The sequence below is a fragment of the Mesorhizobium sp. BE184 genome, assembly GCF_031457045.1.
GTDB lineage: Bacteria > Pseudomonadota > Alphaproteobacteria > Rhizobiales > Rhizobiaceae > Mesorhizobium.
This window is the reverse complement of the sequence record NZ_JAVDVU010000004.1, coordinates 129,255-154,357: the sequence shown is the minus strand read 5'-3', so window position 1 is coordinate 154,357 and position 25,103 is coordinate 129,255. Positions and strand designations below refer to the sequence as shown.

Annotated in this window: 24 protein-coding genes and 1 other RNA gene; 8 read left to right on the top strand and 17 right to left on the bottom strand. The window is 63.3% G+C overall.

Annotated features, from left to right (window positions below):
- Nucleotide 1: 1 nt before the first annotated feature.
- The 7 genes from rsmH to J2X35_RS19880 all read right to left on the bottom strand — a co-directional run bounded on the left by rsmH (nt 2) and on the right by J2X35_RS19880 (nt 5,234).
- Entirely contained in the window at nt 2-1,018 is a 1,017-nt protein-coding gene (gene rsmH, locus J2X35_RS18745) for a 16S rRNA (cytosine(1402)-N(4))-methyltransferase RsmH (protein WP_310188999.1), read from the bottom strand.
- On the bottom strand, nt 1,015-1,473 hold the full coding sequence (gene mraZ / locus J2X35_RS18740; RefSeq protein WP_056110545.1) for a division/cell wall cluster transcriptional repressor MraZ: 459 nt from the start codon (nt 1,471-1,473) through the stop codon (nt 1,015-1,017). The genes rsmH and mraZ overlap by 4 nt, the downstream gene beginning before the upstream one ends.
- 380 nt (nt 1,474-1,853) lie before the next feature.
- Nucleotides 1,854-2,246, bottom strand: an RNA gene (gene rnpB / locus J2X35_RS18735) — RNase P RNA component class A.
- Between the two features lie 80 nt (nt 2,247-2,326).
- Nucleotides 2,327-3,103 carry a transglycosylase SLT domain-containing protein gene (locus J2X35_RS18730; RefSeq protein ID WP_310188996.1) on the bottom strand — a complete coding sequence of 259 codons (777 nt, stop codon included), beginning with the start codon at nt 3,101-3,103 and terminating at the stop codon, nt 2,327-2,329.
- Between the two features lie 165 nt (nt 3,104-3,268).
- Nucleotides 3,269-4,054 (bottom strand): N-acetylmuramoyl-L-alanine amidase, encoded by a 786-nt coding sequence (locus J2X35_RS18725; protein ID WP_310188995.1) that lies wholly within the window; start codon nt 4,052-4,054, stop codon nt 3,269-3,271.
- Nucleotides 4,051-4,770 carry a DnaJ family molecular chaperone gene (locus J2X35_RS18720; RefSeq protein ID WP_310188992.1) on the bottom strand — a complete coding sequence of 240 codons (720 nt, stop codon included), beginning with the start codon at nt 4,768-4,770 and terminating at the stop codon, nt 4,051-4,053. The genes J2X35_RS18725 and J2X35_RS18720 overlap by 4 nt, the downstream gene beginning before the upstream one ends.
- 137 nt (nt 4,771-4,907) lie before the next feature.
- On the bottom strand, nt 4,908-5,234 hold the full coding sequence (locus tag J2X35_RS19880) for a hypothetical protein (protein WP_405023244.1): 327 nt from the start codon (nt 5,232-5,234) through the stop codon (nt 4,908-4,910).
- Nucleotides 5,235-5,323: 89 nt separating this feature from the next.
- Between J2X35_RS19880 and J2X35_RS18710 the strand changes: the two genes are divergently transcribed.
- Entirely contained in the window at nt 5,324-6,571 is a 1,248-nt protein-coding gene (locus tag J2X35_RS18710; RefSeq protein WP_310188990.1) for a DUF3419 family protein, read from the top strand.
- A complete protein-coding gene (locus J2X35_RS18705; RefSeq protein ID WP_310188988.1) occupies nt 6,568-7,236 on the top strand; it encodes a class I SAM-dependent methyltransferase in 669 nt (222 codons plus the stop codon). The genes J2X35_RS18710 and J2X35_RS18705 overlap by 4 nt, the downstream gene beginning before the upstream one ends.
- Nucleotides 7,237-7,267: 31 nt before the next feature.
- On the opposite strand, the gene J2X35_RS18700 is transcribed toward J2X35_RS18705, so the two are convergent.
- Nucleotides 7,268-8,644, bottom strand: a complete 1,377-nt coding sequence (locus J2X35_RS18700; protein WP_310188985.1) for a serine hydrolase — start codon at nt 8,642-8,644, stop codon at nt 7,268-7,270.
- A 205-nt stretch (nt 8,645-8,849) separates the two neighbouring features.
- Here J2X35_RS18700 and J2X35_RS18695 point away from each other — a divergent pair, with 205 nt between their 5' ends.
- Both J2X35_RS18695 and J2X35_RS18690 read left to right on the top strand, forming a co-directional pair.
- Nucleotides 8,850-9,641: a GH25 family lysozyme gene (locus J2X35_RS18695; protein ID WP_310188982.1), complete on the top strand. Its 792-nt coding sequence runs from the start codon at nt 8,850-8,852 to the stop codon at nt 9,639-9,641.
- A gap of 73 nt (nt 9,642-9,714) precedes the next feature.
- Nucleotides 9,715-10,893 carry a lytic murein transglycosylase gene (locus J2X35_RS18690; RefSeq protein WP_310188981.1) on the top strand — a complete coding sequence of 393 codons (1,179 nt, stop codon included), beginning with the start codon at nt 9,715-9,717 and terminating at the stop codon, nt 10,891-10,893.
- A 37-nt stretch (nt 10,894-10,930) separates the two neighbouring features.
- Here J2X35_RS18690 and J2X35_RS18685 read toward each other — a convergent pair whose 3' ends face one another.
- The 3 genes from J2X35_RS18685 to J2X35_RS18675 all read right to left on the bottom strand — a co-directional run bounded on the left by J2X35_RS18685 (nt 10,931) and on the right by J2X35_RS18675 (nt 14,576).
- A complete protein-coding gene (locus J2X35_RS18685) occupies nt 10,931-12,151 on the bottom strand; it encodes an alanine racemase (RefSeq protein ID WP_310188978.1) in 1,221 nt (406 codons plus the stop codon).
- Nucleotides 12,152-12,633: 482 nt separating this feature from the next.
- Nucleotides 12,634-13,554 (bottom strand): methylenetetrahydrofolate reductase [NAD(P)H], encoded by a 921-nt coding sequence (gene metF, locus J2X35_RS18680; protein WP_056110565.1) that lies wholly within the window; start codon nt 13,552-13,554, stop codon nt 12,634-12,636.
- Entirely contained in the window at nt 13,554-14,576 is a 1,023-nt protein-coding gene (locus J2X35_RS18675) for a metalloregulator ArsR/SmtB family transcription factor (protein WP_310188976.1), read from the bottom strand. The genes metF and J2X35_RS18675 overlap by 1 nt, the downstream gene beginning before the upstream one ends.
- A 124-nt stretch (nt 14,577-14,700) precedes the next feature.
- Between J2X35_RS18675 and J2X35_RS18670 the strand changes: the two genes are divergently transcribed.
- The gene (locus J2X35_RS18670) at nt 14,701-15,015 is read left to right on the top strand and encodes a DUF2293 domain-containing protein (protein ID WP_056110568.1); all 315 of its coding nucleotides are present in this window, start codon (nt 14,701-14,703) and stop codon (nt 15,013-15,015) included.
- 7 nt (nt 15,016-15,022) lie between these two features.
- Here the strand turns inward: J2X35_RS18670 and J2X35_RS18665 are convergent, their stop codons facing one another.
- The 4 genes from J2X35_RS18665 to J2X35_RS18650 form a co-directional block, all read right to left on the bottom strand.
- Nucleotides 15,023-15,640, bottom strand: a complete 618-nt coding sequence (locus J2X35_RS18665) for an MOSC domain-containing protein (RefSeq protein ID WP_310188974.1) — start codon at nt 15,638-15,640, stop codon at nt 15,023-15,025.
- A 91-nt stretch (nt 15,641-15,731) separates the two neighbouring features.
- Nucleotides 15,732-16,853, bottom strand: a complete 1,122-nt coding sequence (locus J2X35_RS18660) for a beta-ketoacyl-ACP synthase III (RefSeq protein ID WP_310188972.1) — start codon at nt 16,851-16,853, stop codon at nt 15,732-15,734.
- A 151-nt stretch (nt 16,854-17,004) separates the two neighbouring features.
- On the bottom strand, nt 17,005-17,781 hold the full coding sequence (tam, locus tag J2X35_RS18655) for a trans-aconitate 2-methyltransferase (protein ID WP_056110574.1): 777 nt from the start codon (nt 17,779-17,781) through the stop codon (nt 17,005-17,007).
- Between the two features lie 405 nt (nt 17,782-18,186).
- Nucleotides 18,187-18,573, bottom strand: a complete 387-nt coding sequence (locus J2X35_RS18650) for a hypothetical protein (protein ID WP_310188969.1) — start codon at nt 18,571-18,573, stop codon at nt 18,187-18,189.
- A 263-nt stretch (nt 18,574-18,836) separates the two neighbouring features.
- Here J2X35_RS18650 and J2X35_RS18645 point away from each other — a divergent pair, with 263 nt between their 5' ends.
- Nucleotides 18,837-20,564: a hypothetical protein gene (locus J2X35_RS18645; RefSeq protein WP_310188968.1), complete on the top strand. Its 1,728-nt coding sequence runs from the start codon at nt 18,837-18,839 to the stop codon at nt 20,562-20,564.
- Nucleotides 20,565-20,664: 100 nt separating this feature from the next.
- Here the strand turns inward: J2X35_RS18645 and J2X35_RS18640 are convergent, their stop codons facing one another.
- The gene (locus J2X35_RS18640) at nt 20,665-20,895 is read right to left on the bottom strand and encodes a hypothetical protein (RefSeq protein ID WP_310188967.1); all 231 of its coding nucleotides are present in this window, start codon (nt 20,893-20,895) and stop codon (nt 20,665-20,667) included.
- Between the two features lie 36 nt (nt 20,896-20,931).
- Nucleotides 20,932-22,581, bottom strand: coding sequence for an energy-dependent translational throttle protein EttA (ettA, locus tag J2X35_RS18635; RefSeq protein ID WP_310188966.1), 1,650 nt, complete (start codon nt 22,579-22,581; stop codon nt 20,932-20,934).
- Nucleotides 22,582-22,778: 197 nt separating this feature from the next.
- Between ettA and J2X35_RS18630 the strand changes: the two genes are divergently transcribed.
- Nucleotides 22,779-24,053 carry a GGDEF domain-containing protein gene (locus J2X35_RS18630; RefSeq protein ID WP_310188965.1) on the top strand — a complete coding sequence of 425 codons (1,275 nt, stop codon included), beginning with the start codon at nt 22,779-22,781 and terminating at the stop codon, nt 24,051-24,053.
- 79 nt (nt 24,054-24,132) lie between these two features.
- Nucleotides 24,133-25,092 carry an alpha/beta hydrolase gene (locus J2X35_RS18625; RefSeq protein ID WP_310188964.1) on the top strand — a complete coding sequence of 320 codons (960 nt, stop codon included), beginning with the start codon at nt 24,133-24,135 and terminating at the stop codon, nt 25,090-25,092.
- Nucleotides 25,093-25,103: the final 11 nt, after the last annotated feature.

The window sequence follows — 25,103 nt, the reverse complement described above, 5'->3', positions numbered from 1 at the left end:
CTTACCTCTCTCCCGGGCGGTCGATGCCGGGCAGCTTTGGAAGGCCGAAAATCGAAAGATCGTCCGAGCGCGCGGGCGCCCCGGTGCGCACCGCGGCCCGCAGCCGGGCGGAGCGCGAACGCGGATTGGCGGAAAGTTCGGCCTCGCCGGCGGTTGCCGCGGACCCAAGTTTCTGGAACGTGGCGACGCGCGCCTGCGCCTCCGGCATGTGCCGCGACCCGCTGCCCATCTCGGAACGGTCGGCGATGAAGCGCTTGACGATACGGTCTTCGAGCGAATGGAACGTGACCACGACAAGCCGCCCGCCCGGCTTCAGCACGCGCTCTGCCGCGAGCAGCGCCCTCGCCAACTCGCCCAGCTCGTCATTGACGAAGATGCGCAGCGCCTGGAACACGCGCGTCGCCGGGTGGATCTTGTCGCCCGGCTTGCGGCCGATATGCGTCTCGATGGCGTCGGCGAGATCGAGCGTCCGCTCGAAGGGACGCTTCTCCCGCCGTTGTTCGATCATCCGGGCGATGCGGCCGGCGTGGCGCTCCTCACCGAGGAAACCGAAGATGCGCGCCAGGTCGCCGGCCTTGAAGCTGTTGACCACTTCGGCGGCGCTCAGGCCCGCCTGCGCCATGCGCATGTCGAGCGGGCCGTCGAAGCGGAAGGAAAAACCGCGCTCCGCCTGGTCGATCTGCATGGAGGAGACACCGATATCGAGCACGACGCCATCGGCGCTTTCGGCATGTTCGTCGAGAGTTGAGAACGGCGCCTGTACCAGTCGGAGCCGGCCTTCGGCTTCCTGCTCCAGCGGCCTGCCGGCCGCTATCGCGTCGGGATCGCGGTCGATGGCGACAACCGATGCGCCGGATTCCAGGACCGCCTTGGTATAGCCGCCGGCGCCGAATGTTCCGTCGATGATGGTTTCACCCGGCCGCGGCGAAAGCGCCGTCAGAACCTCGGCGAGAAGGACCGGAATGTGACGGGCCGGTCCGCCAACGGCGTGAAGGTCATCGCCGTGGCCCGCCATCATTCCGGCTGCCCCCCGGTTTTCGTCCCCTGCCGAAGCTTCAAAAGCCGCGCCCGCGCCTGCGCCCCATAAGTCGCCAGCCGCGCCGGTTCCCAGATCTGGAAGAAATTGCCACGTCCGACGAACGCCACGTCCGTCGAGATGCCCGTATGCTCGCGGATGAAATCCGTGACGGTGATGCGCCCGTCCTGGTCCAGCTTCAGGAACGCTCCGTCGCCATGGCAGAAGAAGGACATGTCGTCCGCCGTCTGCAGGAAAGGGTCCTCCTGCGCGATACGCTGCTCGTAGCGGTCCAGCAGATCGGGCCCGCCCACGTCCATTGCCGGATTGTCCAGGCAGCGCAGCGCATAGAGGTCCGCATAACCGCGCTTCTGCACCACCGAACGGAAATGCGCCGGCACGGAGACCCGCCCCTTGGCGTCGATCCTGTTCACCGCGTTTGACAGAAAACGGTCCATGACGCCCTACAGCCGCTTCCGCCGCCGCACCCCTCTCCATCCTCGCATCCGCGTCGCCTCGGCGCGGTCCCTTGCGCGCTTCGCATGTGTTCGGGCGAGCGAAGGTCTGCAAACGAAAAGCCACAGCGGCTGCCCGTCTGGCGTACGCTTCACCCTGACACGGAACGAAGGCTTGAATGAGTGAATGGGATAACATGGGGCACTATGGGCGTCAACGGGAACAAGCTTCACGAATCGGGCGCCAGGCCCCTGTCACAGGGCTTTGCGCAGATTCCCGTATTTATCGTCCATTAAGCCTAACGAACCGTTTAAACGGCCGAGCGCCGACGGCGGCGGCCGACCGCTCGGGTCGCCGTCGTTGCAAGGCACAAATGTCGAAAAATGCCAGCCGGCCTGTAAGCCGGGTTCTGTATGGCCCCTGCCTCGCGGCAGGAACGTGGCGGCCATTCATCTTGAGCGCATGTCGCCATGCGCCTCACGCAACCTACCCGGGTGACTGGGCCGGAAACAGCCCTGAAGGTTGCCCTTCGCGCCACCCCTATTCGGTTTTGCTCCCGGTGGGGTTTACCTTGCCGCGTCCGTTACCGTCCGCGCGGTGGGCTCTTACCCCACCCTTTCACCCTTGCCGCGAAAATCGCGGCGGTTTGCTTTCTGTGGCACTTTCCCTGGGGTCGCCCCCGCCGGCCATTAGCCGGCACCGTGTTTCCATGGAGCCCGGACTTTCCTCACCCGCAGCCTTTCGGCTTCGCGGGTGCGGCCGCCCGGCCAGCTGGCAGAGCGTATAAAGGGGTTCGCGCATGAAAACGCAAACGAAAAAGCCGGCAGGGCGGAGTGCCGCCTCGCCGGCAAGCCATCAGGCTCCGACGCCGAGCGCCGCCATTTGCACCTTGACCTTGGCGCAATAGGCTGAAGACACCGGATTCATCCGCTTGGCGGCATGTCCGGCATTGTATTTCAGGATCGTGCCGCAGGTGCTTCCGCCGCCCAAATCCTGCGCCATCGCCAGATATTTGATGCCGTATTTGATGTTGGTCTCCGGATTGTAGAGCCCGGCCACCGAACCGCTGTAGCCCAGCATCCGCGCCGTCGCCGGCTTGATCTGCATGAGACCGATCTCGCCGGCGCTGCCGACGATGTTCGGCTGATAGTTGCTCTCGACGCTGATCACCGCATGGGCAAGCGAAACCGGAACGCCGTAGCTGGCGGCATAGCGCGAAACGATGGCCGAATAGCGCGTACCGCCGGAGGCCGCGGCGATCACCGCGGGCTTTCCGATCGTACGTTTGCGCGCCTTGAGCGAAACGGTCTTGACCGGCTTCGTCGCGCGCTTCTGGGCTTTGACCGTTTTGGCCGCTTTGGCCTTTTCCGTGCCGGCTTTTGCAACCTTGCCGGACTTGGACGGGGCTTCGTCAGCCTTCTTGGTTCCGGGCTTGATGGCCGCGCTCTGGCATCCGAAGACGGAGCAGATGCCGGCGTCGTTTTTCTCAGGCGACTTGGCGGTTTTGGTCTTGCCCGCTTCGATTTTCTTGGCTGCCTCACCCGTGTAGACGTCCCCGACATCTTTGGCGTTGGCAGCAAAACTCGTCATCGCGGCAGCAATGGCGGCCGCTACAAAAATATAGCTCTTCATTTGGTCCTGTTTGTCCCGGCCGCTTGAAAGATGTTTTCAGCGGCAACCTCGAATAGTGCTGGTTTATTTTTGTGTATTGACCAACACGGGTGCGGAACAGGCTTTTGCAGGCCCAATGCGCATCAAAAAGGGCAGCGCAATTCACATTGCGTAACAGTATGTAACTTAAAGAAATTGAACAGGTTGCTTTCCGGTCGCCTTTGGAAGGCGTTCGTGAAGAGCGCGCAATGTGCCGATGGTGGACGCATCGGCGACGCCATCGACGCGGCGCGGGCGGAAATGCCTCTGGAAGGCTTCGACCGCGGTTCTGGTCTTGTTGTTGAACCTGCCGCAGGCCTCAACGCCATAGCCATACTGCTGCAGCAGGGCCTGAAGTTCCTCCACGGACGGTCCGGCGTCACCCAAACCGAGGCCTTTTGCCGAGCGTATTGGAGCGGCGGGAACCAGATGTCCGATCCCTGCCTTGAAGAGAGTTCGCCAGGGAAATTTCTCGCCCGGATCGACCTTCCGACCCGGCGCGATATCCGAATGCGCCAGCACACGTTCCGGAACGATCGCATGCCGGTCGATTATGCCGGCGCAAAGCGCGATCACCGCCCCGATCTGCCGTTTTGGAAACGACGGATAGCCGTTGGAATGGCCGGGATTGACGATCTCGATGCCGATGGAACAGGAATTGTTGTCCGTTACGCCATGCCAGAAGCTCTTGCCGGCATGCCAGGCGCGATCCTTTTCGCGCACCATCTGAACGATGCGACCATCTTCATGAACGAGGTAATGGGAAGAAACTTCGCTTTGCGGATTGCAGAGCCAGTCTTCGGCGGCGGCCCCGCTGTCCATCCCGGTATAGTGCAGCACGATCATGTCGGGGCCTGACGTTCCGCGCCGGGAACCGAAGTTGGGCGATGGCCTCACCGCGGCGCTGATATGATCGGGCGCGAACTCCGTCATGCCGGCGCGAGGTCCCTTTCGATCATTTCATAGGCGGCATTGATCGCCGCGACCCTCGCCGTGGCGATCTTGATGAATTCCTGCGGCAGTCCGCGCCCGATCGCCCGGTCCGGGTGGTTTTCGGCGACAAGCTTGCGGTAGTGCTTCTTGACGTCTTCGAACGGCCTGCCCCGCTCTATCCCGAGGATCGCATAGGGATCGTCCCGTCCCAGATGTACATGCCGCGCGAGGATGCTCTGGTAGTGAACCTCGTCGATCTTGAAGACGGTCGCGACCGTGTGGAGGAACCGGGCCTCACGTTCATGCAGCACACCATCGGCGGTCGCGATATGGAACAGCCCGTCGAGTATATTTTCCAGCATGTCGCAGTTTTGATGCCCCGAACCGCAAAGCTGCGCCATTTTCTCGGCATAGGCCTCGAAGCCGGCGGTATCTTTTTTCGCCAGATCGTAGAGCCGCGCCACATGATGCGTCTCCTCGCGCGGAACCTCGAAAATCTCGCGGAAGGCACGGATTTCCTCCTGCGTCACGACGCCGTCGGCCTTGGCCATCTTGGCCGAAAGCGCGATCATCGCGACAGAGAACGCGACGCGGCGGCGCAGTTCCGCATCGCCGGAAAACACGGTGCGGACGGCCTCCACCAGATCGGCGACGCCGGACGTCGCCGAGGCGGAAACACGGGTAATGAAGTCGCCAATGCGATCCCAAATCGACATGGGCGCCTGTGTAGAGCGAACCGCTTGCACACCGCAAGCCAAACGTCTTCACATGCTTGCTATCGGATGACCATTCCTGCCAGCCAAACAAAAAAAGGCCGGCAAACGCCGGCCTTTCTTCTACTCACTCACGCTAATTACTTGGCCGGAGCCGGGGTTGCCGGAGCCGGTTCAACAGGCTTCACTTCCGGGTTTGCCGGTGCACTCGGATTCATCGGCTGCTCCGCAGCCGGCGGATTGGTGCTCTGCGTGGTGGTGGTGTCGGTACCGCTGTCGCTGCAGGCGGCAACGCCCAGCAAAGCCAAAGCGGAAACAGAAGCGAGAACAAATTTCTTCATGACATCTCTCCTTTCGCAATAACGCCGTTTTCGGCGGCGGTCGGAGAGAAAATGCCTGGTGGCGGATTCCGTTTCGTCACGTTGCGTTTCGTTTTGTAACAACAGAACAGCGAGCGCCCTTGGCAACCTTGCCGCCTGTCACACAACGCGTCATCGACCTGTCATCGCCCTGCGATACCCGCTTGCCTCAATGCAAATCGGGGATTCGCGGTTCCATGACCGACATTTCAGGTGAACTGGTCTTTCGTCGCGGCAAGGAAGTCGGCAAGGCCGTCTACCAGAACCGCCCCCTCTCAAAGGCGGGCATTTCAGAGCGGCTTTTCGCGCTACTGTTTTCCGGCCTCGTCTATCCGCAGATATGGGAGGATCCCGATATCGACATGGAAGCGATGGCGCTCGGCTCAAGCCATCGCGTCGTCACGATCGCTTCCGGCGGCTGCAACGTGCTGGCTTATCTGACGCGCTCGCCCGCAAGCGTCGAGGCTGTCGACCTCAACGCCGCGCATATCGCCCTCAACCGCATGAAGCTGGCGGCGATGCGGCACCTGCCCTCGCAGGCGGATGTCTTCCGCTTCTTCGGCAGCGTCGGCAATGCGCATAATGCGGCGGCCTATGACCGCTTCGTCGCGCCGCATCTCGATCCCGTCAGCCGCCATTACTGGGAACGCAAAAGCTGGCGCGGCCGGCGCCGCATCGAGATATTCAACCGCAATTTCTACCAGACGGGCCTTCTCGGCCTGTTCATCGCGGCGGGACATCGTACGGCAAAGCTGCACGGCGTCGACCCGGCCGAACTGCTGCGCGCCGGCACGATGGAAGAGCAGCGGCGCTTCTTCGATGAGAAGCTGGCGCCGGTTTTCGACCGCCGCCTGCTGCGCTGGGCCACCGCACGGAAATCGTCGCTGTTCGGCCTCGGCATCCCGCCGGCACAATACGATTCGCTCATCACCTCCGGCGACGGCACCATGGCGAGCGTGCTCAGGGCGCGCCTGGAGAAACTCGCCTGCGGCTTTACCTTGAAGGACAACTATTTCGCCTGGCAGGCCTTTGCCCGCCGCTACCCCGAACCGGACGAAGCGGCCCTGCCCGCCTATCTGGAGAAGCGCAATTACCCGACGCTCAAGGCCAATGCCGGGCGCGCCTCCATCCACCACGCCAACATGATCGACTTCCTCGCCGCCAAGGATGCCGGAACGGTGGACCGCTTCGTGCTGCTCGACGCGCAGGACTGGATGACCGACGCGCAGCTCAATGCGCTGTGGACGGAAATCACCCGCACCGCCGCGGCAGGCGCTCGCGTCATTTTCCGCACCGCCGCCGAGCCCAGCCTGCTGCCCGGACGTGTCTCGGCCTCGCTGCTCGACCAGTGGAGCTACGAAGAGGACGCCTCGCTTGATTTCTCGGCACGCGATCGCTCCGCCATCTATGGCGGCTTCCATCTCTATGTGAAGCGCGCCGCATGAGCACGCCGGCAGCCGAACGGCTGGGCGGCCACGCCGAACTGATGGACGGCGTGTATCGCTGGCAGCGCCACATCTACGACCTGACCCGCAAATATTACCTGCTCGGCCGCGACCGGCTGGTTGCCGGTCTCGATGTCCCGGCCGGCGGCACGGTGCTGGAACTCGGCTGCGGCACCGGGCGCAATCTCGTTGTGGCAGCGCGCCGCTATCCGAACGCCCGCTTCTTCGGCCTCGATATCTCGAACGAGATGTTGGAAACGGCGCGGGCCGCTCTCGCCCGCGACGCCCTTTCCGGGCGCGTGACCGTCGCACGCGGCGATGCCACCGATTTCGACCCGTCGATTCTGTTCGGCGAGGTGAAGAGCTTCGACCGCATCTTCATCTCCTATTCCCTCTCGATGATTCCGGAGTGGGAAAAAGCGGTGACTGCGGCGCTCGCGGCACTTTCGCCTGGCGGTTCTCTGCATGTCGTCGATTTCGGCGGGCAGGAACGCTTGCCTGCGTGGTTTCGCGCGGCGCTGCGCGGCTGGCTGCGCCGGTTCCACGTATCGCCGCGTGATTCTTTGCGCGAAGTGCTGGAATCGGAATCTTCGCGAACGGGCGCAAACCTCTCTTTCCAAACGCTTTATCGCGGCTATGCCATTCTGGGGATATTGAAAAGATAGTGGTGCGTCCCTCGAGGCTCGCTCCAGATAGTTATTTCAGCGCCACCAGCAACTGGCTTGCCAGCACCTGTGGACGATACTGCAGCTTCGACGGCGTCAGGCCGAGGCGCACGACGACCAGCTTTTCGGAGGGAACGACGGCAATCGTCTGTCCGTCATGGCCGGTCAGCCAATAGCAGTCCTCGGGCAACCCGGCGGCGGCGTCCGAACTCTCCTCGTCGCCCGGGCCCTCGATCCAGACCTGGCCCCTGCCATAGATGCCGTTCGAGGCCGGAGCCGGCTCATGCATCCAGGCGACGTAGCCGGCGGGCAGGATTTCCTTGCCGTTCCAGACGCCGTCCTGCAGCAGGAACTGGCCGAAGCGCGCCCAATCGCGCGCCGTAGCGTAAAGATAGGACGACCCGACGAAGGTGCCGGTCTCATCCGTCTCCATCACCGCGCTCTGCATGCCGAGCGGATCGAACAGGGAAAGCCGTGGCCAGGCCAGCGCGTTGCCCTTGTCGCCGATCGCATCCTGCCAGATGCGTGACAGCATCACCGCGGTGCCGCTGGAATAGGAAAACACCTTGCCGACATCGCCTTCCAGCGGCTTTGCCTCGGCGAAACCCGCCATGTCGGGCGCCAGATAGAGCATACGCGTCACGTCGGTGACGTCGCCATAGTCCTCATTGAACTGCAGGCCGCTCGACATCGCCATCAGGTCGGCGATGCTGATCGCCGCGCGGCCGTCGGCCTTCCAAGGCTCGAACAGTCCGTTCTTATCGATCGCAAGCTTGCCGTCTTTCACCAGCGTGCCGACGATCGCCGCATTGACCGTCTTGGTCATCGACCAGCCGAGCAGCGGCGTCTTCTCGGAGAAACCTTCGCCATAGCGCTCGCCGGCGATCCGCCCGTTCTTGACCACGACCACGGCGCGCATGCCGGGGCCGGTCAGGGCGGGATCGTCGAGGATCCGTTTCACCTCCGGGTCCTGCGAGGGATCGACGCGGCTGCCTTCCGGCCACGGCGCATCGAGCGGCGGCGCGGGCGTCAAAGTCGGTCCCGCTATCGCCCTGGCGGCGGCGACATCGCCATTTGGAACGCTGGTGCAGCCGAGTCCATCGCGCCGGATCGCCACGCTGCGGCCAAGGATGCCCAACAATCCCGCCGAAACGGTGCCGGCCTCCCTGTCCACGTCAACCCGCATCAGCTTGAGCAGCGGATGGCCGGGCGCCTGCACATCGACGGCCAGCACCTCCCCGGCGTCCCTGTCGGCCAGGAAAACATTCGAGCAGACGATCTTGGCGGAATAGCCGGAGGCGATGCGGATCAGATCAGGCGGCGAGACATAGAGCCAAGTGAATAGCCCGGCGACGGCGAGGACAAGCAGCGCCAGAAACCATTTCACGATCCTTGCCACGATACGCATTGCGCCTCCTCCATGCTCGCCATGACGTCTGCCATGGATTCGCCGCCATTGCTCCCGCAAAATTGCAGCCGATTCACTTGGCATAACCGAATATCAACCATGTTCGGCGATGAATTCGTGGCAAGTGGGTTGCGGGGATAGCGCGGAGCGGGATGAAGCCGACGGACGCAACCATGGCATGACCTGTAACCGGTCGGGGGGACATATGCGCCGTTTCGCGGCACTCTTAGCGCTGACGCTGCTGGCCGCATGCTCGACGGTCAACGACCTCGTGCCGGTCCCCTCGGGGGGCTCCGGCGTCGCCGTGCGCTCCCCCCGCTTCGCCGACTCCGATCCGCATGAATGGGTGAGCGGCGCGCCCTGGAACTATGCTGTCCACGGCACCGACGTGTCGAAGTACCAGACCTCGGTCGATTGGCGCCAGGCAAAGGCCAGCGGCATTTCCTTCGCCTTCATCAAGGCGACCGAGGGCGGCGACCGCGTCGACGACCGGTTTTCCCAGCACTGGAGCGGCACGAGAGCGGCCGGACTCCCGCGCGCGGCCTATCATTTCTACTATTTCTGCCGCCCCGCGGCCGAACAGGCGCGCTGGTTCATCCAGAACGTGCCGAAAGAGCGCTCGTCCATGCCGCCGGTGCTGGACATGGAATGGAACCCGCAATCCCCGACCTGCAAGCTGCGTCCCGACGCCGCCACTGTGCGCAGCGAGATGAGCATCTTCCTGTCGATCGTCGAGAAGCACTACGGCAAGAAACCGATCATCTACACATCGATCGATTTCTTCGATGACAACGGTCTTTCGGGCTTCCGCGGCTATCCCTACTGGCTTCGCTCGGTCGCCGGCCATCCGCGCGAAAAGTACGGCAGCCACCCCTTCACCTTCTGGCAGTACACCGGAACCGGCGTCATCCCGGGCATGAAGGGAAACGCCGACATCAACGTTTTCAACGGCTCGGAAGCCGCCTGGAACAGCTGGCTGAGACAAAACACCCGTTGACACGGGTTCCCCTGCCTGCTTTTCGACACATGTTGTCGGCAAGCGGTGCCCAGCAACTGTTCCCGGAGAAACGATGAAATCGCGCTTCAGCCCATTCGTGGCGTTTTTGCTGGCGGCATCGGCATTGCCGGCCGCCGCGCAGGAATGCGGCGGCGACTTCGCCAACTGGAAACAGGGCGTCTCTGCCGAGGCAACCGCAGCCGGCGTCGGCCAGGCCGGCCATGAGGCGCTGGCCATTGCCACGCTCGACGACAAAGTGCTGGCCCGCGACCGCTCGCAGGGCGTCTTCTCGCAGACCTTCAACCAGTTCTCGGGCCGCATGATTTCGGCCTATCGGCTGAAGCAGGGCGCGGCCAATCTGGCGAAATACGCCGATGTCTTCGCCCGGGCGAAGCAGGAGTTCGGTGTGCCCGGCGCGGTGGTCGGCGCCTTCTGGGCGCTGGAAACCGATTTCGGCGCCGTGCAGGGCGATTTCAACACCCTCAACGCGCTGGTGACGCTGGCGCATGACTGCCGTCGCCCGCAGGTATTCCGGCCGCAGCTCATCCCGCTGCTGAAGCTCATCGACCGCGGTATCGTGCCCGCCGACGTCAAGGGCGCCTGGGCCGGCGAGATCGGCCAGACGCAGATGCTTCCCGCCGATTATCTGGCGGATGGCGTCGATGGCGATGGCGACGGCGCCATCGATCTGCGCGGCAGCGCTCCCGATGTCATCATGACCACGGCCAAGAAACTGGAGATGAAGGGCTGGAAGCGCGATCAGCCCTGGATCCAGGAGGTCCGCGTACAGGACGAGATGCCCTGGGACCAGACCGGCCGCTCCAACAAGCTGCCGCTGTCGCAGTGGACTGAATGGGGCGTCACCAACCCTGACGGCTCGCCCTTGCAGGACAACGGCCTCAAGGCCGGTATCGTCCTGCCGATGGGCCGCAAGGGTCCGGCCTTCCTCGCCTATGAGAATTACGACGTCTATCTGGAGTGGAACCAGTCGGCCACCTATGCGCTGACCGCGGCTGTCCTTGCCTCCCGCCTCGCCGGCGCGCCGGCCTACGATCCGCGCAATCCCGAAACCGGCCTCACCATGGACCAGATGAAGGACCTGCAAACCCGGCTCGAAGCGCGGGGCTACGATGTCGGCAAGGTCGACGGCATCCTTGGCAACAACACGCGCGAGGCGATCCGCAAGGAGCAGATGCGTCTCGGCATCGCCGTCGACGGCTGGCCGACGCCGGACCTGCTGGCGAGGCTTTGACGCCCTGCCTTCCCCCTTGGGGGAGAAGGCAAAGAACTCACCCCGCCATCGTCTCCAGGCTGGCCAGTCCCTGCGGTGCCTCGCCCTCGTCGAACGGTGTCGTCACCTCCACGAACGTGTCGGGGTAGAACCCGTTGAAGCGGGTCCGCAGCGACAGCGAATAGGCGCCGATATGGCCGATCTCGATCCAGTCGCCGGTATCGACCGTTTCCGGCAGCCAGAACGGCCGCGACAGGATATCGACGGAATCGCAGGTCGCCCCGCACACCTTGAACGGCACGATGTTGGCTTCCGAGCCGTTGCGCGAGCGGATGGCGGGATCGGGAATGAAACGCGCCGGCAAGGTGATCTTGCCGGTCCATGAGTCCGACAGCGACGCCCAGATGCCGTCATTGATGTAGAGCCGCCTGCCCTTGCGCAGGAGAACGCGCACGATCAGCGAGAAACAGCGCGCGACGATCACCCTGCCCGGCTCGGCGAACAGCGGCACCTCGCCGAAGCCGTACTCCTTGAGATCACCGCGCAACCGCGCCATGAGTTCGGCCAGCGACGGCATTGCCACCGCCTTGCGGTTGGGGTCGTGGCCGTATTCGGCCGGAAAGCCCCCGCCGACATCGAGCCCTGCCAGATCGAAGGACAGCCGGTTGCGCACCCAGTCGGCTGAGGCCAGCGCCCGCTCATAGGTGTCCGGCTCCTCGATCTGGCTGCCGACATGGAAGCACAGGCCGACCTTGTAGCCGGTGCGGTTCAGGCGCTCCGCAAGCTCGACCGCATAGGCCGGACCGGCGCCGAATTTCTTGGAGAGTTCGTAAGCGGCGTGTCCTTTGGTCTGCACGCGCACGTACACCGTCATCGAACCGGGGTCGATATCCAGCGCCCGCACCACGCGGGTCAGCTTGGTGATCTCGTCCTCATGGTCGACGGCGATCACCCGAATGCCGTATTTTTCCAGCGCCAGCTTGATGTCCGACTGGGCCTTGACCGGATGCATGTAAAGCATCTCGGCATCGGACGAGACCGCGCGCACCGCCGCGAACTCCCCAGGCGACGCAACGTCGAACGCCTTCACACCGGCCTCGACCAGCGTTTCGAGCACCATCGGCTCGCCATTGGTCTTCACCGCATAGGCCGTCTTGCCGGGAAACATGCTCATGAACTGGCTGGCATCCGCCTTCAGCACCTGGGGCCGGAAGCAGTAGACCGGGTCGTCCGGGCGAAGCGCCAGCGCCGCTTCGCGCGCATTCTCGAATCGCTGCATCGCGGATTCCCTTGTGGCCAGTTGGCGCACTCTATCCGGTCCGGCACGCGGAAAGAACCGTGCTTTCAAGCCGCTTCAAGGGATTTTGAACACCGCTTGTCGGGACTCAGACCGAAACCCGAATAAGGCAGTTTCGGCACATTTTTTGCACAGCGCCGGCTCCGTAATTTCGGCAGCAATTTCAAACCTTAAGCCTATAGAATGGGTAGAAAATTCCACAGTCCTGTCGCAATGCAGCACATTTTCCGCTTGTCTGTGGGCCAAATGACCCTAGACTCCCAGCCATAGCTCTTTGATGAGGAGGCTATGCATGGGACTTACGAGGCCACTTAACGCTTTGATGATCTGTGCTGCGTTCGCTTTCATCGGCGCCCTTATTGTGGGCGTTCTTCCGTAAGGCCGCATCAGCGGGGGAAGACCAGCACCTCATAGTGAAAAATCTTTGAAAGGCCGGGTTTATCGCCCGGCCTTTCTGCATGGGGTCACGCCGCTGCCGAGCCTGCGGCATCCGCCGGCTGCTGCGCTCGGATACCGATCATATGGCAGATGGCGAAAACCAGATCGGCCCGGTTCATCGTATAGAAGTGGAAGTCGCCGACGCCGCGCTCGACCAGATCCATGACCTGCTCGGCAGCGACGGCTGAGGCCACCAGCGCATGGGTCTGCGCATCGTTGTCGAGACCTTCGAAGCGCTCCGCCAGCCAACCCGGCACATGCGCGCCGGCCCGTGCGGAGAAGTTCGCCACCTGCTTGAAGCTGTGCACCGGCAATACGCCCGGCACGATCGGGATGTAGATGCCGGCTCGCCGCACCCGCTCGACATAGCGCTCGTAAAGGTCGTTGTCGAAGAAGAACTGGGTAACGGCGCGTGTCGCGCCATTGTCGACCTTGCGCTTCAGCATGTCGATATCGGTGGCGAAATCCGGGCTTTCCGGATGCTTTTCCGGGTAGGCGGAAACCGACACGTCGAAATCGCCGATCGCCCGCATCGCGCCGACCAGTTCGGCGCCATTGGCGTAACCGCCGGGATAGGGCTGATAGGCCGCGCCCGCCCCCGCCGACGGATCGCCGCGCAACGCCACGAAGCGGGTAACGCCCATCTCGGCGAATTCGCGGATGACCGAGTCCACCTCGCCGCGGGTGGCGTCGACACAGGTCATGTGCGCCGCTGGCGTCAGGCTGGTTTCCTTCAGGATGCGCTTCACCGTGCGTGCCGTGCGTTCGCGCGTCGAGCCGCCGGCGCCATAGGTGACGGAGACGAAATTCGGCTGCAGCGGTTCCAGCCGCGTCACCGTATCCCACAGCCTTGCCTCCATCTCGTCGGTCTTCGGCGGGAAGAACTCGAACGAGACCCTGATCTTGTCGCCGATATCGGGCCGGCGGGAAAAGCGAAACTGGTTCATCAGGCAATTTCCCCCATGGGCGATCTGCTGGCGGCGCGCGCGTCGGTCGACGGTTCGGCGATCAACAGCCGCCGGTCCCGGCCGAGCCAGAGCTTGACCGTCAGTTTCGGTTCGGTGCCGGCGCGCGGCTCGAAATCCTGCGTGTCCTCAAGGTCGAGACCGGCCTCGTTCAGCCATTCGGCCATCTGGATGTCCGAAAAGCCGAGACGCTGGTGCGCATGCTTGTCACGCAGGAACTCCAGCGCATGCGGCGCGAAATCGACAATCGCCAGGCGGCCGGCCGGCCGCAGCAGCCGCGCCGCCTCACGAATGGCCCGGGCTGGATCATCGAGATAATGAAGCACCTGGTGAATGGTGACGAGATCGAAGGAATCGCGCTCCACGGGCGGCGAAAAAATATCGCCCTGCCGTACCTGCGCGTTGGATATGCCCGCCTTGTCGAGATTGGCCCGCGCCACGGCGAGCATTTCTCGCGACATGTCGATGCCGACGCCGCGCCGGTAAAGCGGCGAGAAGATTTCCAGGATGCGCCCCGTACCGGTGCCGAGATCGAGCATGGACTGGAACGGCCGCTTGCCCACCAGCTTCAGCAGCGCCGCCTCCACCGCGCGGTCCGGCACATGCAGCGAGCGGATGTGGTCCCAGCTGGCTGCATTTTCAGAGAAATACTCGGCGGCGCGGTCCTGCCGCCGGCGCTTGACGCCCGCAAGCCGCTCCAGGTCACGTTCGACCTGCGCATCGCCGGAGCGGATTCCCGACACAAGCCGCAGCACGAAGTCGCGCGCCGCATCGGAATCCGAAAGGCGGAAAAAGGCCCATGAGCCTTCCTGATAGCGGCCGATCAGCCCGGCTTCCATCAACAGCTTGAGATGGCGCGAGACGCGCGGCTGCGACTGGCCGAGAATGTCGGTCAGGTCGGAGACCGTCAGATCCCCGCGCGACAAAAGCGCCAGAATGCGCAGCCGGCTGGATTCGGCCGCCGCCTTCAATGTATCTACCATCGTGTCGAGCGAGACATGCATGGGCGGTCTTCTTGTCTAAAAGATATAAAGATATGTTTATGTCGATTTCGTCTCCATTGCAATCGCCAATGTCGCTGCACGGCAAGAAAACGGCGCGGCTGGACAGTGCGCGGCAGGACCGCCGATGAGCGCGCCGACCGGCCGCCGCCGCGCGATCGCCAAGGCCTTGACCGCGCTTCTGCCAATGGCGCCCTATGCGGACATGGAAAAAATCCGCGCCGATGCCGGCGCCGTCCACATGAAGACCCTGCCGCCATCGATCGCGGTATGGCTGGCGACCGTCGCGCATGTGCGGCATGGCTACACCGACTACGAAAAGCTGCTGGCCGAAGGCTACGACCGCGACTCGGCACGGTTCTTCGTCATCGACCAAACCAATGAAACACTGACCCGCTGGCGCGCGACACGCCTGCTCGATGCCGACGATGAGGAAGGCTGAAGCGCCTTTAGCCCCGATATATCCACTGCTCGGGCACGCGCACGGAAATCTCCTCGCCCTGCCGGATCAAGCCCGGCTTCTCCACCCATGCGACCAGCCCGCGCAGTCGCTTTGCCGCCTTGACGAAGGCGAGCGCGCCGGCCGGCTGGTCGGCCATGCGCGCCTGCTCGGCCACCAGCCGCCCCGTCTGGCGGCAGGGGTTGTTCAGCGCATCGATCTTTAGCGTCGCGCCGCTCTTGAAGAACAGCAGCGTGCCCGACGGCAGCAGCGAGAACCGCGGCAGGCCTTCGATCAGAAGGTTGGCGCCCATCCATTCCGGCTTGATTTCGGCGATGCCCATGGTCTGCGCCACCTGCGCCAGCTCGTCGGGCGCCACCAGCGAAAGCTGGCGCTCGTTGCGGATCTCGGTGCCGCGCGGATACCACGGTTCGCGCCCGCCCGATCGGCGCGTCACGCCGGCGTGGTAGTCGCCGGCAATGCCCTCGAACCCGACTGCCAGAGCATCGACTGCCCGCGTCTCGAAATGGTCGGACGGCGCCGCATAGACGCCGGCCACCCGCGCGGCCAGCTTCCGGACCGGGACGATCTCGGGTTCCGCATTCGGTGTTTCGAACAAATCGAGCATCGTGCAATCCTGTCTGGACGGCGAAAATGTCGAGTCTTGCTGCCACCGTCCAGCCAAAAAGCCTGAAGCCGGCATCAGCGCCGTCGATGGGTCACATCATGCGCAGCAGCGCGCCGCCGATCGAGTAGCCGGCGCCGAAGGCGCACAGCAGCCCGAAGTCGCCGGGCTTCATGTCGGCATGGTTTTCCGACAGCGCGATGATCGACCCGGCCCCCGCCGTATTGCCGAGGCGGTCGAGCACCATCGGCGCGCGGTCGTGGTCGACGTCGTGGCCGAAGGCGAGCTTCAGGATCATCGAGTTCATCCGCGCATTGGCCTGGTGCAGCCAGAACCGGCGAATGCCCTCCGGCGTCAGCCCGTGCTCGGCGAGGAAATCGACGATGAAGCGGTGCCCGGCGACGGTGACTTCCTTGAACACCTTGTTGCCGACCTGCTTGATCATGTTGCCTTCGAGGCCGATCATGTAGGGGTCGTCCAGCGCCGTGCGGGTCAGGTAGCCGAGATTGGTGCGGATGTTGGAGGACATCTGCGTCCAGGTGCGCGTGTCCAGCACCTCGAAACGTCCGGCCCGCGTCTCGCCCTCGTCCAGCGCCTCGACCACCATGGAAACGGCGGCGTCGCCGAAGATGAAATGCGTCTGCCGGTCGCGGAAATTCAGATGCCCGGTAATGATCTCCGGCACCACCACCAGCACGCGCTTCTGGGCGCCGGCCCGCACCAGATTGGCCGCCACATGCAGCGCCGCCGCCGCCGAGGAGCAGCCGAGTCCCATGTCGAAGCCGGCGCCCTGCGTGCCGAGCGCCTGCTGCATCTCGATGGCGATGGCCGGATAGGGCCGCTGCAGATGCGACGACGAGCAGATCACCATGTCGATGTCCCGCGGCGCACGGCCGGCATGCGCCAGCGCCTTGCGCGCCGCCGCGATGCCGAACTCGGCCTGCAGCGACAATTCCTCGTCGGCGCGCGCCGGAATGCGCGGCGCCATGCGCGCCGGATCGAGGATGCCTTCGCGCTCCACCACATGGCGCTGGCGCACGCCGGAAGCATGGACGATGAAATCGGCGTCGGACTTCTGCAGAGGCGCTTCGCCGGCAGCGGCGCGCCGGGGGTTTTCGGCATCGACCCAGGCGTTGAAACTGGCGACCAGTTCCTCATTGGTAATCGACGCCTGCGGAATTTCGACGCCGATGCCGCTTATCACTACGCGATGCATATCTAATTCGTCCCGTACGCAACCCTGCGACGTTCATGGGAAGGGCGATGCGAGGGCGCCCGCACCTTTGCACGGGGCCGGTTTACGCCAGCTTAAGCGGCTGGGCGAGCGATTCTTTTGAGGCCGGCGCGGCCTGCCGGCGCGGCGACCGTCAGTCCCCGCGCACCGCGACGATGAACAGCCGCGGAAATTTCAGCAGCACCTTGCCGTCGGCGGTAGGCGGATAGGCCTGTGTGATGCGCGCCGTGTAGCGCTGCAGGAACAAGTGCCGCCCGGCCTCGTCCAGCGGATCGAGGAACGGCTTCAGCCCGGTCGACTTCACCCATTCCACGATGGCCTCGGCATTCGCCAGCGGGTGGTTGTAGGCCGTGTGCCAGATGTCGACCCGCGCCGAAAGCGGCGTCAGCAGATCGTAGTAGAACGACACCGGGGGCAGCGGCGGGCGCGCCGCGCCTTTCAGCGTCTGCGTGAACGGCGCTTCCGCCGCCACCTCGCGCATCAGCCGGTGCGACGGCTCGGCGATGTTGTCCGGCATCTGCACCGCGAGCGCGCCGCCGGGCGAAAGCAGCCCCATCAGCCGCTGGAACACGGCAGGATGTTCAGGCAGCCACTGGAACACGGCATTGGCGAAGACGACGTCGACCGGCTCGTCCGGCGCCCAGGACGCCGCGTCGGCCAGCTCGAACGAAACCTGCGGCAACCGCCTGCGCGCCTTGTCCAGCATATCGGGCGAGGTATCCAGCCCGCTGACCTTGGCGTCCGGCCAGCGCGCGGCCAGCAGCTCGGTCGAATTGCCCGGCCCGCAGCCGATATCGACGACGCGCTTCGGCTCCGCCACCGGAACCTGCGCGAGCAGATCCCGCGCCGGCCGCGTGCGCTCATCCTCGAATTTGAGATATTGGGCGGCGGACCAGTCTGGCTTTGTCATGGGGTAACCTCGTCAGCAATTTTTCGGCGATGCCTGAATGCCACTCCGATGAAGGAATGGCTAGGCGGGCAGAAGCCCACCCTCCCCCTTGTGGGGGCCCGAAGGGCGGGCGAGACCCGTGGCTCGCCCCGGCAGGTCGCGGAGCAATTGAAGCCAATGCGGAAATTGCGACGCGGGGTGGGGGTGCGCGGCGGTTATAGTGCTTCTGCAGCACCGCCATCCACCCCCACCCCGTTTCGCACACTTCACGTCCGTTTCGTGTGCTCACCGACCCTCCCCACAAGGGAGAGGGTAAAGACGCACCTCACCCCTACCACGCTGCCCTTCGGCCCTGGTCATTGATTGTCGAAAAGAATGGAAGACCGCGCCGCGAGAGCCGACAGCGCCAAACCGCATTTTCACGGGTCAGGACGTATCGAACCCCTGCCCTCTCACGTTGCATCGACCGGCGAAATGCGCCGCCGCCTCGGCGGCCATCGGCGCGAGGCCGGCGCGGTCGCGGCCGCCGAGATCGCAGGCGAGAAACGCCAGCATAAGGGCAAGCGCCCGGAAGCGCGCCGCAAGCAGCAGCACCGATGCCGGATCGTCGCCTTCGCCGCCCGGCAACGCGACTTCCTCTGCGAGCAAGCTCCACGCGGCCTGCTCCGCCGGCAGCAGAAAACACAGCACCGAAACGCGGACGGCGCGCCGAGCGCGGCACGCGCGCTCGGCAAGGGCGCTGAGGCCAAGCAGCAGCACGACGATGCGCATCAACTGCTCCCTCATGCCCTCCTCGTCCGCACTCCAGTCCATCGCCGCCTCCAGTGGCAGGGGATTATGGGGCGGGGTGGAGGGAGGTGGATAAGGGAGTGATTGGCTAAGATTGAAGAGAAATCTAAGGGTAACTTGCGACCTGACTACAGTCGGTCAAAGGGTCACTTAGGCTTCTCGGAGGCCGTCTTTGCTGACCACATTCATCGTCACACAGCACAGCAACTGTGGCAACAATCTTGAATCCATGGCACACCGAAGAAGATCTTTTGAAGAAATGTTCACGATGCCTCCGGGAGAGATTCATGTCCGTTGAACGTGTTCGCCAGCAGATGGAAAAGTTTCTCAAATCTGACGCGGCAGAAGTTCTTTGTATCCGTGGTCATTGGGGCACAGGAAAAACCTATACATGGATGGAAGCGTTGAAAAAGGCGGCTGCCCCCAGCGGCGGACTTGCATTTGAAAAATACGCCTACGTTTCGCTTTTCGGCCAGAATAGCTTGGAGGATGTCAAGCGTGAGTTGACATATCAGACCGTGAACCGGGACCGGATCGGCAAAGAGTTCGACGTCAAGGATTTAAAAAGTATTCTGAGCGGGCTGCCTCAGCTAGGCGGTCTGAGCGCTCGGCTGATCAATGCAGTCGCGGGCGAAGGTTATTCAAGCTTTGGCGCGGGGTTGCTATACCTTACTGTCCGTAACCGTCTTGTATGCTTGGATGACCTCGAACGAAAAGGGGAGGGTTTACGCAGTGTCGACGTTCTGGGACTTATCTCTCATTTGAAAGAAGATCGAAATTGCAAGGTTGTCTTGCTACTCAACGACGAGCAGTTAGAGGATCGCGTCGCTTTCGATTCCTTTCTTGAGAAGGTCGTTGATATCAATCTCAAATTCTCGCCGTCGCCGTCCGAAAGCGCGGCCATCGCGTTGGACACGCTGGACGATGACAAGAAAGTTAAGGATCTGGTGAAGGCACAGGCAATAAAGCTGGGTATCGATAACATCCGGGTCATCCAAAAAATTTTCCGAACCGCTAAGGACATCGCTGACCTTCTTACGAGCTACAAGCCAGGGGTGCTTGATACGGTCGTAAAATCAATCGTCCTGTTTGGGTGGGCGTACCACCAACCGGAAATAGCTCCACCGCTAGACTACATCAGTTCCATCGGCGAGTACTCATCGATCCCCGAAAATCCTGATCCACGGCTTGTAGCCCTTAAAAAGCAATGGGGCCCAGTTCTTCGAAGTTACGGTTATGTGTTTACGGACGAATTCGACAAGGTTCTCATCCAAGGCGTCATCAATGGCCATTTCGATGCTGAGGTGGTTGCAACCCATGCCACCCTATTGCACGGCAGAGAAGAAGCTGGAGAGGCTAACGAGGAACTCGACAAAGTCTGGAACATGTTCCACGCCTCCTTCGACGACAATGCAGATAATCTAGTAGCTAGCTTCGTCGGTTGTGTGGAGCGCAATGCAAAACACTACATGTTCAATACGGTCGTGCAGGTTGTTGACCTTCTCAGGCGTCTTGAGCGCCCGATTGAAAGCGATCAGGCTTTCGCGGCTTTTGCTGACGCACACAAAAACGACCCCGGAGTGTTCGACCTCGACCGGCTGGCCCGCTTCGGCCACGAATTGCCCGAAGATATTCTAGCAAAGGTCACGGCAATTAAGAACAACATTAAGCCGGATCTCTCGAACGACGAATTGTTTATGAGGCTGAAAGAGTTTGGATTCGGCTCAGATGAGGCCACCAAGCTGGCCGGCCTTCCGGTCGAGGAATATATCCGAGTGCTTACTGCACATTCCCAAAATGAGCTTCAGCGGATCCGAGACGGGCTCACGGACTACGTGACCGTCGACAATCCGAACGCAAACGCTATAGCGATTATGAATAGGGCAGCCGATGCCCTCAAGGCGATTGCTGCACAGAACCCGCTTAATCAAGCGAGGGCGAGGACGTGGCGCCTGATTCAGTGGCAGGAGGCTAGGAATGCCTCGGCTAATCAAGCGACCGGAGGCCTTAGCTAAAAGAAAACGCCCCCAGTTCGCGGGCCTTAACGCAGACTCATTTCATTGCTCGGGAAGGACCAGACCTAGGATGCCCCTCACCTATCCCACCCCGCACGCTCTACCCTTCAAACGCCACCTTGACCCCGCGCTGGCGGAAATAAGCCTGCATGAGCTTGCGGCCGGAGCGGTTGTTTTGCGCCAGGCGGGCCGGATCGAACACCGCTTCCTTGACGCCCTCGCGCGCCATCGCCGCCTTGAGCGACGCGATGCCTTCGTCGAGGCCGGCATTGTCGGCCTGCAGCGCCGCGTAGATTGCCTCGGTCGCCTCGGCCACGGTCGGATCGCTCATGGGTTGCACTCCTGATTGATCGGCAAGCGCCATGGTCTACCGCGTCAGCCGCTTGTACGTCATGCGGTGCGGGTTGACCGCCTCGGGTCCGAGGCGCCGGATCTTGTCCTGCTCGTAATCCTCGAAATTGCCCTCGAACCATTCGACATGGCTGTCGCCCTCGAAGGCGAGGATGTGGGTGGCCAGCCGGTCCAGGAACATGCGGTCGTGGCTGATGATGACGGCGCAGCCGCCGAAATTCTCCAGCGCGTCTTCCAGCGCCGCCAGCGTTTCGGTGTCGAGATCGTTGGTCGGCTCGTCGAGCAGCAGCACGTTGCCGCCGGTCTTCAGCATCTTGGCCAGGTGCACGCGGTTGCGCTGGCCGCCGGACAAATTGCCGACCTTCTGCTGCTGGTCCTGGCCGCGGAAGTTGAACGATGAGCAGTAGGCGCGCGTGTTCGCCTCGAACTTGCCGAGCTTGACCACCTCGGCGCCGCCGGAGATTTCCTCCCAGACGGTCTTGTTCGGGTCGAGCGCGTCGCGGCTCTGGTCGACATAGCCGAGCTTGACGGTCTCGCCGACACGGATCGAGCCGTCGTCCGGCTTTTCCTGGCCGGTGATCATGCGAAACAGCGTCGTCTTGCCGGCGCCGTTGGGGCCGATGACCCCGACGATGCCGCCGGGCGGCAGCTTGAATTCGAGGTCGTCGATCAGCAGCGTCTCGCCAAAGCCCTTCGACAGGTCGGAGACCTCGATCACCACATTGCCGAGCCGCTCGCCATGCGGGATGACGATCTGCGTATCCGACGGACGCCGCTTGTCGGCCGCGTCCAGCAGGTCCTGGAACGCCTGGATGCGGGCTTTCGACTTGGTCTGGCGGGCCTTCGGGCTGGACTGGATCCATTCGCGCTCGCGGCCGATGGCGCGCTGGCGGGCGTCGTCCTCGCGGCCTTCCTGCTTAAGGCGCTTGGCCTTGGCTTCGAGATATTTGGTGTAGTTGCCCTCGTAGGGGATGCCGCGGCCGCGGTCGAGCTCGAGGATCCAGCCGGTGACGTTGTCGAGGAAATAGCGGTCGTGGGTGATGATCATCACCGCGCCCGGATAGGCGCGCAGGTGCTTTTCCAGCCAGGCCGTGGTCTCGGCGTCGAGATGGTTGGTCGGTTCGTCGAGCAGCAGCAGGTCGGGCTGTTCGAGCAGCAGCTTGCAAAGCGCAACGCGGCGGCGCTCGCCGCCGGAAAGCTTGGTCACGTCGGCATCCTTGGGCGGGCAGGCCAGCGCCTCCATCGCCATCTCGACCTGCTGTTCCAGGTCCCACAGGTTCAGCCGGTCCATGTCGTCCTGCAGCCTGGCCGACTCATCCGCCGTTTCGTCGGAGTAGTTCATCATCAGCTCGTTGTAGCGCTCGATGATGGCGGTCTTCTTGGCGACGCCCTCCATGATGTTCTCGAACACCGTCTTTTTCGGATCGAGCGCCGGTTCCTGCGCCAGGTAGCCGACGGTGGCGCCTTCGGCCAGCCAGGCCTCGCCGTTCCAGTCCTTGTCGATCCCGGCCATGATCTTGAGGATGGTCGACTTGCCGGCTCCGTTGGGGCCGAGAATGCCGATCTTGGCGTCCGGGTAAAAGGAAAGATGGACGTTCTCGAGCACCTTCTTGGTGCCGTAGGCCTTGTTGAGACCGGCCATGTGATAGATGAACTGGCGTGCCACGCTTGGCTTATCCCTGTATGAAAATCGGAATGGATGGAGGTTGCGCGCTATGTAGGCGATGCCGGCCCGAACGGCAATCGCTTTCGCCACCCTTCTGCCTTTGCGGGCGCGAAGAAACACGCGCTTAACCCTTATGCGTCAAAACTGGCCGGTGCAGGAACCGCTATCGTGCGGCTCCGACATATGGGCATCGAACCTTGCAGAACAGCCTCCTGCTCCTGGCCGAAGCGCTTCTCTACTTCACCGCCATGACCGCCCTGTTCCGCGCGCGCGGCCGCATCGGCATCGGCGTCTTCATGTGCGCCATCGGCGTCATGCATTTCCTGGAAACCTATCTCGCCAGCGTTTTCTATGTCGTGCTGCCCTTCGGCATCGTTTCCCCCGGTTCCGCCGTGCTGTTCTCGGGCAAGCTGGTGATGCTGCTTCTCCTCTATATCAAGGAAGGCGCCGCAACCGTGCGCCAGCCGATCTATGGCCTCTTGCTCGGCAACGCGCTGATGGTCGGGCTGGTTCTGATCCTGCGGCAGCACCAGATTGCGCCCCTGCCGGATGGCCGCATGCCAGATCTCGCCTTCATCGACGAGATGGGCTGGCTGATGGTGTGGGGCACGGCGCTGCTGTTCGCCGATGCAATCCTCATCATCCTGCTTTACGAAAAGCTCGGCCGCTATTTCCGCAAGGCGCTGTTCGCCCGCATCCTTGTATCGGTAGCCTGTGTGTTGACCTTCGATCAGGCCGGTTTCTTCACCGCGCTGCATTTCGTCTCGGGCGCACCGTTGGAGGTTTTCCTCGGTGGCTGGGTGGCGAAAATGGGGGCGGCGCTCGTCTTCAGCGCCATGCTGGTTGGCTATCTGCGCTATGTCGAAACCGAACGTCTTGCATCACCGCGCGGGCTGACGGACGTGTTCGAAACGCTGACCTATCGCGAGCGCTATGAGGCGCTGGTCCAGGATGCCGGGCGCGACGGGCTGACCGGCCTCCTGCACCGCGGCCGCTTCGACGCCGATGGCCAGCAGGCGGTGGCCAAAAGCCGTGGCGGCGGGCTGCCGCTCAGCCTTCTGGTCATCGACGTGGATCATTTCAAATCGATCAACGACCGCTTCGGCCATGCCGAAGGCGACCGGGTGTTGCGGGCGATCGCAACCATGCTGCAGGAAACCACCACGCCGGGCGACCGGGTGTTCCGGGTCGGCGGCGAGGAATTCGCGGTGCTGTGCAGCCATCCGCATGCGATAGCGCGCCTGCTGGGCGAAAAGATACGCCATGCGGTCAAGGCAGCGGAGATCGGCGGCCTCGAGGTGTCGGTGAGCGTTGGCGTGGCGACCGTTTCGGGAGACGCCGACAGCCTCGACAAGCTTTTCGCGCTCGCCGACCAGCGCCTCTACGCGGCGAAATCCTCCGGCCGCGACCGGGTGGTGGGTGAAGGCGCGGAGCCTCGCGCACAGGCTCAGGCGGCGCAGGCGAGAAATTAGCTTCAGCACGAGGGATCGACGATCGGTCTGTCTCTTGACCCCTGCCTCGCCTGTGCGACAGTCGTTTCAGGGAGCAGTCATGCCATTCGACAGACAAACGACGCTGGCTTCGCCGACAGGCGCGGCGATCAATCTCTACAGGCGCAAGGCGGAAGGCTCCGCGCGCGCTGTCGTTCAGATCAACCACGGGCTTGCCGAGCACGCCGCCCGCTATGAGCGCTTCGCCGATTTCCTCGCCGAGCGCGGCTTCCATGTCTACGCCCACGATCATCGCGGCCACGGCTACACCAAGGCGCCGGATGCGCCGCCCGGCAAGTTCGGCCAGCCGGACGGCGCGGCCAGTGCTCTGGGCGATATCGGCGCGGTGCACGATCTGATCGCGCAGGAGCATCCCGGCCTGCCGGTCATCCTGTTCGGCCATTCGCTCGGCGGCGTTCTGGCGCTCAACTTCATGCTCCAGAACTCGGCGCGGCTGCATGGAGCCGCCATCTGGAACGCCAACGTCTCCGCCGGCCTGTCCGGGCGGGCGGCGCAGGCCATCCTCGCCTGGGAAAAATTCCGGCTGGGGTCGGACGTGCCCTCCCGCCTGCTGCCGAAGCTGACCTTCGAGGCCTGGGGCAAGGCGGTGCCCGGCCATCGCACCCTGTTCGACTGGCTGTCGCGCGATCCGGTCGAGGTCGAGAAATACATCGCCGATCCGCTGTGCGGCTGGGGGGCGTCTGTATCGCTGTGGCAGGATATCTTCGGCCTGATCTTTCAAGGCGCAGACGACCGGAATTTCGTCCGAGCACGGCGCGATCTTCCCGTCCTCCTGGTGGGCGGCGGCAAGGACCCCGCCACTGACGGCGGCAAGGCCGTTCGCCATCTGCATGACCGCATGCGGCGCATGGGCTTTTCGCGGCTGGCGTTGAAGATCGACCCCGAAGCCCGGCACGAATGCCTCAACGATCTGGATCGCGACGCCGTCATGGCGGATTTCGTTTCATGGGTTGAGGGCGTGATAGAGCACAAGCGGATTGGCACAGCGCAAGTGTCGTGACATGGCCGGTG